Consider the following 9341-nt stretch of genomic DNA (forward strand, 5'->3'; position numbering starts at 1 on the left):
AGATCCAGGCAGACATGGCCGCGGCCGAGTTGATGGCTGGCGAGTGCCGCGGCCAGCAGCAGCCGGGGCGAGGCGTCGGGTACCTCCCGGGCCATTGCCCGGCAGAGCCGGCCTCCCACTAGCTCCCGTGCCATCACCCAGCAGAGTCGGCCTCCCACTAGCTCCCGTGCCATTGCCCGGCAGAGTTGAGTCGTCGAACCGCGGCCTCCCACCAGAGCTAGCCGAGCTCTCACCGCCGAGCTTGGCGGCGATATGCTGCTGGATAGAGCGCTCGTGGTGCCAGTAGCGGCGCAGGTAGAGGCGGGTGCCGTCGAGCACCAACGGGGTGTTGCCGGGGCCGTCGCCCACCAGCAGCGGGTGGTAAAGCGCGGCCTGCCAACTCGCCGGGCTGAGGGCTTCCAGCAGGGCGCTGGGCAGCGGCGGCGGGTCGTCCAGGCTGTCGCCCTCCGGGGGCAGCGAGAGGGCGAGGTCGGGTTCGGCAAGAGTGCGTTCGAGATCCAGGCAGACATGGCCGCGGCCGAGTTGATGGCTGGCGAGTGCCGCGGCCAGCAGCAGCCGGGGCGAGGCGTCGGGTACCTCCCGGGCCAGGAAGGCCGCGAAGGCGCGATCCAGGGCACGCAGCCAGCCACGGTCGACCCAGAGATCGAGCAGGGCGAAGAGGGCCTGGCTGTCATCCAGCGCATGAGCGGTCAAGGGGGGCGTCATGCCGGGTCCTCCATGGCGGGGCTGGGCGACGGGGTGCGGAACAGGGCGTCCAGTGCCTCGATCAGTTCGCGGGGTGGCCGCTCGCGGTGCACGCCGCCCGAGGGCGCTCCCTGGCCGCGCAGGAAGACGTAGAGCGCCCCGCCCAGGTGGCGGTCGATGTCGTAGTCGGTGAGCCGTGCCTCGAGCAGCCGGTGCAGGGCCAGCAGGTAGAGGCAATACTGGAGGTCATAACGTTTATCGCGCACCGCCGCCGCCATGGCAGCCTCGTCATAGGCGCTGTCGTCGCGTCCCAGGTGGTTGGACTTCCAGTCGAGCACGTAGAAGCGCCCTTCGTGTTCCACCACCAGGTCGATGAAACCCTTGAGCATGCCGTTGAGCCGCTCCGGTTCCAGTGCGGGCCGCGTGGCGCCGCCCAGGGTATGGGTGCTCACCAGGGCGTCCAGCCGGCGTGTGTCCACCTGGTGGGCGGCGAACCAGAACTCCAGCTCCACCTGGTAGTGGGCGCTCTCCAGCCGATCCAGGCGTAGCGGTGCCACCGGGCCGTCCGTGGCATCGGGGACCGACAGTTCCGCGGCAAGCAGCCCGCGCAGCCAGCCCTGCAGCGCGGGGATGCGTTCGCGCCAGCCGCGCAGGTTGGCCCGCCGCGCCAGGGTATCGTCGAGGCGGGTCGGATCGGCGGCCAGCCGGGCGAAGCCCTCGCGACCGGCCCACTCCAGCAGGCCATGGAGGAAGGTGCCGGCCGACGGGCCTCGGGGGAAGCGATGCAGGGACCCATCGGAGAACGGCGAGACGGCGCTATCGCGGGGCTCGTCGCTGATCTCCCGGGCCGTGGCCTCCTGAGCGGTCTCGGGCTCAGTAAACAGCGCGGTCTCGGGTTCCCCGGCCTCCCGGGAAGCCATGGCCAAGCCCGCTCCTTCATCGCTGCCGACAGTCAGTGTCGAGTAGCGCAGCGCCGAATAGCTGGCGATCCACCAGTGCTCGCGGGCCCGTCGGGTCGGGACCCGTGCCTCGCGCAAGTTCTGGTCGTTCTCCTCGGCCGGCAGCCTGTCGTCGGTGGCCTCCGGCGCCGACTCGACCACCAGGGTCTCGCCTGGCCCCTCGGTGCTGTCGGCGAGGGGCGCCAGCGCCTCGGCCAGGCTCCCGGGCGTAATCGGCGCGCCGTCGGTGAGCAGCTGGCCGATGGCGCTGCGCTCCAGTTCCTTGAGCGGGGCGATGCCCAGCCAGGTGGCGTGGCGGGCGCGGGTCAGGGCTACATAGAGCTTGCGCAGGTCCTCGCCCAAGCGTTCGTCGTCGGAACGCGCGAGGATCTCGTCGTCCGGGGTGAGGGAGAGCCGCTTGCGTCCGGTGTCGTCGTGCCAGATGAGCGGCTGGTCGGTCTTCTTCCTGGCCCGGAAGGCACAGATGAAGGGCAGGAAGACCAGTGGGTACTCCAGCCCCTTGGCCTTGTGGATGGTGATCACCTGCACCAGGTCGGCGTCGCTCTCCAGGCGCAGGCGATAGGCCTCGGCCTGCTCCGGCGGGTTGGCCCTGGCCTCGCCCAGGTGGCGGATCAGGGCGTGCTCGCCGTCGAGTTCCTCGCTGGCTTCCTGGAGCAGCTCACCGAGATGGAGCAGATCGGTGAGCTGCCTTTCGCCGCTGGCACTCTGCAGAAGGCGGGTCGGCACGGCGAAGTCGGCCAGCAGGCGATGCAGCATGGGCAGCACGCCGCGGGTCCGCCACAGGCGATGGTAGTCGCGGAACTGCAGGACCCGTTCCTCCCAGGCCAGTTCGTCGTGCTGCAGGGCGTCCAGCTCGGCCAGCCCCATGCCCAGGCTGGGCATGGCCAGCGCCGCATGCAGCTTGCGTTCGTTGTCGGGCTCGGCGCAGGCGGTCAGCCACAGCTCCAGCTCGCCGGCCGCGGCGGTCGCGAAGACGCCTTCCTTGTCGGAGAGATAGACGCTCCGGATGCCTCGGGCGAGCAGTGCCGTGCGTATCGCCTTCGCCTCGCCTGCGTTGTTGACCAGCACGGCGAGATCCGAGGGAGCCAGCGCCCGGAAGCGCGCCTCCTCGCCTTCGCCCTCGGTGAAGCCGGTACGCCTCTGCTGGCCTTCCCTGAGCAGTTGCACCATCCGGGTGGCGCAGCGTGCCGCCATCTCGCTGAAGTAGGCGCCCTTGGTGAGGCCGTCATGGCCCGCCTGCTCGCTCTGGAGGTGCCAGAGCGTCATCGCCGGAAGCGTTGCGCCGTCGCGGGTCAGGGAGTCCTTCCTGCCCTTGGCCTTCACCTCCAGGAAGGGCACGGGATTGGTGTCGTCGGGTTCGCGGAACAGGAAAGCGCCGCGGCCCTGCGGGCGCTGCTCGGCGAGGCGGAACACCCGATTGACCGCCTCGACCATGGCGGTGGCCGAGCGGAAGTTGGTGCCCAGGGTGACATGGCGGCCCGCGGTGTCGCGGCGGGCCTGAAGGTAGGTGTGGATGTCGGCGCCACGGAAGGCGTAGATGGCCTGCTTGGGGTCGCCGATCAGCAGCACGGCGCTGTCCTGCCCTTGAGAGGCGCGTGCCTCGCCCAGCCGGTAGACGTGATCGAAGAGTCGGTACTGAACCGGGTCGGTGTCCTGGAACTCGTCGACCAGGGCCACCGGGAACTGAGTACGGATGCGCTGGGCCAGGCCGTCGCCGGCGAGTCCCGAGAAGGCGCGGTCGAGCCGGGTCAGCAGGTCGTCTGGGCCGACCTCGGCCCGGCGTTGCTGGACCCCTTCGCGGCGCCGGGCCATCCAGTGCACGGCGTGTGTCAGCAGGTCGGCGCGGGCATCGGGAAGGGCCTCGAGCCGTTCGAGGAGCTCTGCCAGGGCGTGCAGGGCCGGGTGGTCCAGCGGCTCGCCCTGCTGCCAGATCTCCGCCATGCCCTCCGGCGTCAGCCGCTTCCAGGCGGTGTCGGTCAGTGCCGGACTTGCCAGCTCGGGATCGGTCGCCCAGTCGTGCAGGGCTCCCAGCCAGTTCTTGCGGCTCTTGCTGTTCAGGCTGCGCTGGTTGAAGGCCTTGCGTGCCGCCGCTTCCTCGAGCTGCTCCGAGAGCGTTTCCAGCCACTCTGGCCAGGGGGCCTTGAGCTCGGCCAACAATCGCGCTCGCTCGGCCTGCATGGCGGCCAGTGCCTCGGCGGGCGGCGGGGCCTCGGGGAGCAAGGCCGCATCGTCCTGGAGGCGGCGTACGTCCTTGGCCAGCGCCTCCGGGGTCTGCCAGTCGCGGGTGACTACCGCCAGGGCCTCGCTATCGAGTGCATAGTAGAAGCTGCGCCAGTAGTCCCGAGCGACCTCCAGCTCGAGTTCCGACTGGTCCAGTGACATCTCCAGCGAGAAGAGGCTGTCGCTCTCGAAGGCATGCTCGCGCAGCATGCGGTGGCACCAGGAATGGATGGTGGAAACCGCCGCTTCGTCCATCCACTCGGCGGCCAGCTGCAACCGACGAGCACAGGCGGGCCAGCACTCCCTGGGGTAGCTGTCTCGCAGCGCGGCTAAGGGATCATTGGGGTCAGACCCCTCAGCGGAATTTGGGGTCTGACCCCAAGGTTGACCCCAAGGTTGGCTGAGGAAGGCGTCGGCGGCCTCGACCAGGCGGGCGCGGATTCGATCGCGCAGCTCCCGGGTGGCGGCGTTGGTGAAGGTCACCACCAGGATCTCCGGCGGGGTCAGGGCGCGGGGGAAGCTCTCGTCATCGGCCTCGTCTCGCGGGCCGAGTACCAGGCGCACATAGAGCAGGGCGATGGTAAAGGTCTTGCCGGTGCCGGCGCTGGCCTCGATGAGCCGGCTGCCGCCGAGCGGCAGGTGGATCGGGTCCAGGGTCGGCGGTGTCATCGCGTCCATGCTCATGCCTTGCCTCCCTGGCCGTCCCTGTCCTTCCTTGTCTTCACCGCCTGCAGCAGCGGCGCATAGAGACGTTCGGCGAGCACCGCGAAGCCGCCGCCCTCGGCCGAGGCCACCAGCGCCTCGAGCTCCCGCCATTGGCGAGCCAGGTAGGGGTCGCGGTCTCGCTCGCCGTCGCTGTAGTCGTCACCGTGAAAGGCGCGCTCGGCGGCCCTCCAGGCCTTGACGGTCTCCTCGTCGGCGGCGCCGGAGAGCCAGCGCGTCATGGCCTGGGGGCTGCCGTCCTTGTCCAGCCAGGCGAAGGCGGTGTCCCGGGCCAGGGGCAAGGGGCTTGCCATCCCGGCCTGCCAGGCGGCGGCGATGGCGGACAGATGGTCCCGCGCCACCTCGGCGGGCAGTGGTGCCAGGGTGCCAGTGCCGGCCCGGGAGAGCAGGCGGGTGGTCATGGGGCCCTCGAGCTGGCCAGCCAGGTGGGCCACCCAGGGGCCGAGCCAGTGCCGCCACTGGTACCTGCCCTTCTTGATCAGGCTGCTGGTGGTGAGCAGTACCCGGCAGCACTCACCGGCATCGTTGCGGCGCAACTCGCCCAGCCAGTCCTCCAGGGACAGCCGATCGTCGAACGGCATCGAGACGGACAGCGGCTCCGCCAGCGGATGGGGCCAGTCGGTGAGGGCCTGGCGGTACTCGGCGAAGAGGTCGTCCATGGGAGCCACCAGCGCCTCGCGCATCTGCTCGGCGAAGCCGCCCATGGCCAGTCGCCCCTGACGTTCCAGGCGTTGCAGTGTGGCCAGCATGGTCGCTTCAAGGGGCTCGCCGTCGTCGATGGCACGCCGGCCGGCCTCGATCAGCTCGTGCTGCAGCTGCCAGTGGCCCAGGCCGTCCAGGCTGAAGGGCTCGTGATCCAGGCGGTCCTGGCGCTCGGTCTCGAGATGGACCTTGAGCCGGGTGTTGAAGAAGGCCTTGACCGGGTCCTTCAGGAAATGGCCCAGCTGCGTCAGGGTCAGCGGATTGTCCTGGTGGAAGGGGGGCAACGAGGCTTCGCCGGATGGGGACACCGAGGATTCGGACTCGCGGCCATGCAGCTCCCGCCATTCATGGACGTAGGTCGTCAGTCCCGAGCCTTCCCGGAAATAGGCGATGCTGAAGGGCTGCAGCGGATGCTCGGTGGTCAGCGCCTCGAGCAGTGCCTGGCCGTCAGCCTCCTCGCCGCCCGCCAGTCGCCACCCCTTGGCCAGGTGGTCGCGCAGTTGGCCGAGCAGCACCGAGGGCGGCTGCTCGTTGTTGTCGTGGATGCTGCGGCCCACCCAACTGAGGCTGAGGCGGTCGCGGGCGGAGAGCAGGGCCTCCAGGAAGAGGTAGCGGTCGTCCTCCCGCCGGGAGCGGTCGCCGGGGCGGTAGTCCTGGCCCATCAGGTCGATGTCCAGCGGCCGCTGGGTGCGCGGATAGTCGGCGTCGTTCATGCCCAGCAGGCAGACATGGCGGAAGGGGATGGCCCGCATCGGCATCAGGGTGGCGATGTTCACCGCCCCGGCCAGGAAACGCTGGGAGAGGCTCGCTTCGTCCACCTGGCCGAGCCAGTGCTCGCGCACCACCGAGAGCGGCAGGGGCTCCTCGAGCCGTGCCTCCTCGGTGCTCTCCTGCCAGGTTTCCAGCGCCTGTTCGAGCCGAGTCAGCACCAGCAGGTCCTGGTCCGTCTCGGCCAGGAAACAGGCCTCCAGGAGGTCGCGCAGCCGCTCGCCCCAGGTCGGGACATCGGCGGCCTCGCTCAGCCGGTGCCACTGAGTCTCCAGGGTGTCGATCAGGCTGACCAGCGGCCCGGCCAGGGCCGCTTCCAGGCCACCGATGTCGTCATAGGGCTCGATGCCCTGCCAGTGGCCCTCGGCGGCGCTGCCCACGGCATAGCCCAGCAGCAGCCGGCGCAGGCCGAAGGCCCAGGTGTTGGCGCTGAGCCCCTCGGGGAGCTCGAGGCTGGCGCGCTGGTCGGCATCCAGACCCCAGCGGATACCGGCACCCTCGACCCAGCGCCGCAGTGTCGGCAGGGCGGTTTCCGCGATGCCGAAGCGTGCGCGCAAGGCGGGGACTTCCAGCAGATCGAAGAGGTCGCTCACCGAGAGGCGCAGTTCCGGCAGCCGCAGCAGCGATTCCAGCGCGATCAGCAGCGGCAGGCGGTGGCGGCTGGCCTGATCGGACAGGGTGAAGGGGATATAACGCGGGTCATCGGGATCGAGGCGGCCGAACACCGCCTGCACCGCGGCGGCGTAGCGGTCGACATCGGGCACCATGACCAGGATGTCCCGGGGCCTGAGGGTCGCATCCTCGCTGAAGGCGGCGAGCAGCTGGTCATGGAGGATCTCCACCTCGCGTAGGGCGCTGTGGGCGACCTGGAAGCGCAGGGAGCGGTCCAGTGCCGGGTCCACGGCGGGCCAGGTCTCGCGGGTTTCTGCCAGGGGCCGCAGCTCGAGGATGTCGTCCTGCAGCTGGCGCAGCAGGCTTGGCTCGGCCTCGCTCTCACCATCGTCCAGGGGCGAGTCGAAGAGATCGATACGCAGCGCTTCGGCCTCGAAGAGCCCGCGATAGGCCTGGTGTTCATCGAATTCATCCAGCAGGCGGAGATAGTCGCGACCCTGCTTGCCCCAGGCGGCCAGCAGCGGATGAGCATGCAAGTGCAGTTCGGTCTCGGCCAGGTCGTCTGGCATGCCGGGTCGGGGCCGCTGGCGGCGCCTTTCCGCCCTCAGGAGGTCCTTGTGCTCGATGATGTCGGCCCAGTAATGGCGGCAGGGGTTGTGCACGCAGAGCATCACTTGGCTGACCCGAGCCATGGCAGCCAGGGCCTCGAGGGTCTGGGCGGGCAGCGAGGAAATGCCGAACACCACTACACGGCGTGGTAGCCCCGCTGGGCGGTTTTCCGGAGTGAGTTCCCGGCACGCCTCGAGGAAGCGGGCATGAACCGAGGCGCGGCTGGAGGTCAGTCCCTCGGGGCCCTGGGTTTGAAGAATATCGTCGCGCAATGCGCGCCACAGCTCGGCCTGCCAGCGTTGCGCCGGGTCGAGGTCGCGTCGCTCGCCCCGGGCGGTGATCAGGATATCCTCGCCGGCGGCCCAGGCGGCCAGCCAGTCGGCGCGATAGACCTGGTACTGGTCGAAGAGATCCGCAAGGCGCTCGGCGAGCTGATGGCGCATGCGCATGTCGCTGTCCTCCGCCAGGAAGCGGGCCAGGGGCGCGAAGCCGGGGGAATCGAGCAGGGTGGGCAGCAGGCGCATCAGCCGCCAGACCAGCCGCGGCTTGTCGAAGGGGGAGACCGGCGGCACCTCGTTCTCTCCCAGCACGCTACGGTAGGCCTGCCACAGGAAGCGCGCCGGCAGGGTGATATCCAGGGCGGCGGCAATGCCGGCCCCGCCCTCGGCCTGGTCTCTGGCCAGGGCCAGGGTGAGCCACTGGCTGATGCCGTTGCTCTGCACCAGGATGGTCTCGTTCTCCAGCGGGCCCGGGGGATGACGGCGCATCCATTCCACCGCCAGGCCGCGCAGTGCCTCCAGGCGGTTGCCGTGGATCACCATGAAACCGGGCTGCAGGGCAGAGTCGCTGGTGAGCATGGTGCGGTTCCTTCGCAGGGGTCGTCGCTGCCATGTTGCCACAGGAGTGGCGGTCCCGGCTGCAGCGAGTCGGTGAGGACGGTACCATCGAGGCCATTCCCAACCGATCGCAGACGAGGTACGCGATGAGCGACTACCTGCTGGAAGAGAATACCCTGAGTCCGGGCAAGATCTACCGGCTGTTCTCCGGTTCCATCTGCCCCAGGCCCATCGCCTGGGTATCGACTCTGGATGCACTGGGCAATGCCAACCTCGCGCCATTCTCCTTCTTCAACGTGGTCAGCGTGAACCCGCCGGTACTGGGGTTCTCGCCGCTGCTCGACGGCGAGGGGCAAGCCAAGGACACCATCCGCAATCTCGACGAGGTGCCCGAGTGCGTGGTGCACATCGGCGGCGAAGGCCTGGTGGAGGAACTGAATGCCACCAGCACCGGCCTGCCTCGCGACGAGGACGAGTTTGCCTTCGCGGCGCTGGAGAAGGCCGAGATGCCCGGTGTCTCGGTGCCCCGGGTGGCGGCCGCCCCGGTGGCCTTCGGCTGCCGGCTGCGCGAGATCATCCGCTTCGGCGACCAGCCGCTGGCCGGCAACCTGGTGCTCGCCGAGGTGGTGTCCATCCATGTGGATGACGCCATCTGGAATGGCCGTCATGTGGACAGGGAGCATCTGCGCCCCATCGGTCGCATGGCCGGCAACGACTATGCCCGCACGGATGATCTCTTCGTGGTGGAGCGGCCCTAGACGCCGTCACCGGCGGGGTTCAGCTCGCCTTGTGAAAGTCCGCGATCACCTCGCGGGCGATCTTGAGGCCGTCGATGGCGGCGGGGAAGCCGCAGTAGGGCACGCACTGCAGCAGTACCTCGCGGATCTCCTCCTCACTGCAGCCGTTGTTGAGGGCGCCGCGCAGATGCACCTTGAGTTCGTGGGGGCGGTTAAGTGCCACCAGCATGCCGATATTGATCAGGCTGCGGGTGGGGCGCGCCAGGCCCGGGCGGTTCCAGATGTCATTCCAGCAGTTGCGGGTCACCAGTTCCTGCATGGGCCAGCCGAAGTCGTCGGCATTGGCCAGGGCGGCGTCCACATAGTCGTCACCCAGTACCTCGCGGCGGGTGGCGAGTCCCGCCGGGTCCAGCGAATCCTTGCGTTGGTTCATGGTCTCTCTCCGTGTGGGGTCAGTCGGCGAGGTTGGTCACCGGCCGGCCAGCTTCTGG

At 69.4% G+C, this 9341-nt stretch carries 5 protein-coding genes and 1 pseudogene; 1 reads left to right on the forward strand and 5 read right to left on the reverse strand.

The genetic code is table 11. The features are described 5' to 3' along the window. The 4 genes and pseudogenes from ACESMD_RS10780 to recC form a co-directional block, all read right to left on the reverse strand. Nucleotides 1–173 (reverse strand): hypothetical protein (locus ACESMD_RS10780; protein WP_372613026.1); only part of this gene is annotated, 173 nt, incomplete at its 3' end. Nucleotides 174–225: 52 nt separating this feature from the next. Further along, nucleotides 226–705, reverse strand: a pseudogene (locus tag ACESMD_RS10785) (exodeoxyribonuclease V subunit alpha); the annotation flags it as partial. After that, nucleotides 702–4547: an exodeoxyribonuclease V subunit beta gene (recB, locus tag ACESMD_RS10790; RefSeq protein ID WP_372613018.1), complete on the reverse strand. Its 3846-nt coding sequence runs from the start codon at nucleotides 4545–4547 to the stop codon at nucleotides 702–704. The pseudogene ACESMD_RS10785 and the gene recB, both read right to left, overlap by 4 nt. Beyond that, nucleotides 4544–8134 (reverse strand): exodeoxyribonuclease V subunit gamma, encoded by a 3591-nt coding sequence (recC, locus tag ACESMD_RS10795; protein WP_372613020.1) that lies wholly within the window; start codon nucleotides 8132–8134, stop codon nucleotides 4544–4546. The genes recB and recC overlap by 4 nt, the downstream gene beginning before the upstream one ends. A 125-nt stretch (nucleotides 8135–8259) precedes the next feature. Here recC and ACESMD_RS10800 point away from each other — a divergent pair, with 125 nt between their 5' ends. Next, nucleotides 8260–8871 (forward strand): flavin reductase family protein, encoded by a 612-nt coding sequence (locus ACESMD_RS10800; protein ID WP_372613022.1) that lies wholly within the window; start codon nucleotides 8260–8262, stop codon nucleotides 8869–8871. A 19-nt stretch (nucleotides 8872–8890) separates the two neighbouring features. Here ACESMD_RS10800 and ACESMD_RS10805 read toward each other — a convergent pair whose 3' ends face one another. After that, nucleotides 8891–9283: a carboxymuconolactone decarboxylase family protein gene (locus ACESMD_RS10805; RefSeq protein WP_372613024.1), complete on the reverse strand. Its 393-nt coding sequence runs from the start codon at nucleotides 9281–9283 to the stop codon at nucleotides 8891–8893. Nucleotides 9284–9341: the final 58 nt, after the last annotated feature.

It is taken from the genome of Halomonas sp., from assembly GCF_041689495.1.
GTDB lineage: Bacteria > Pseudomonadota > Gammaproteobacteria > Pseudomonadales > Halomonadaceae > Halomonas.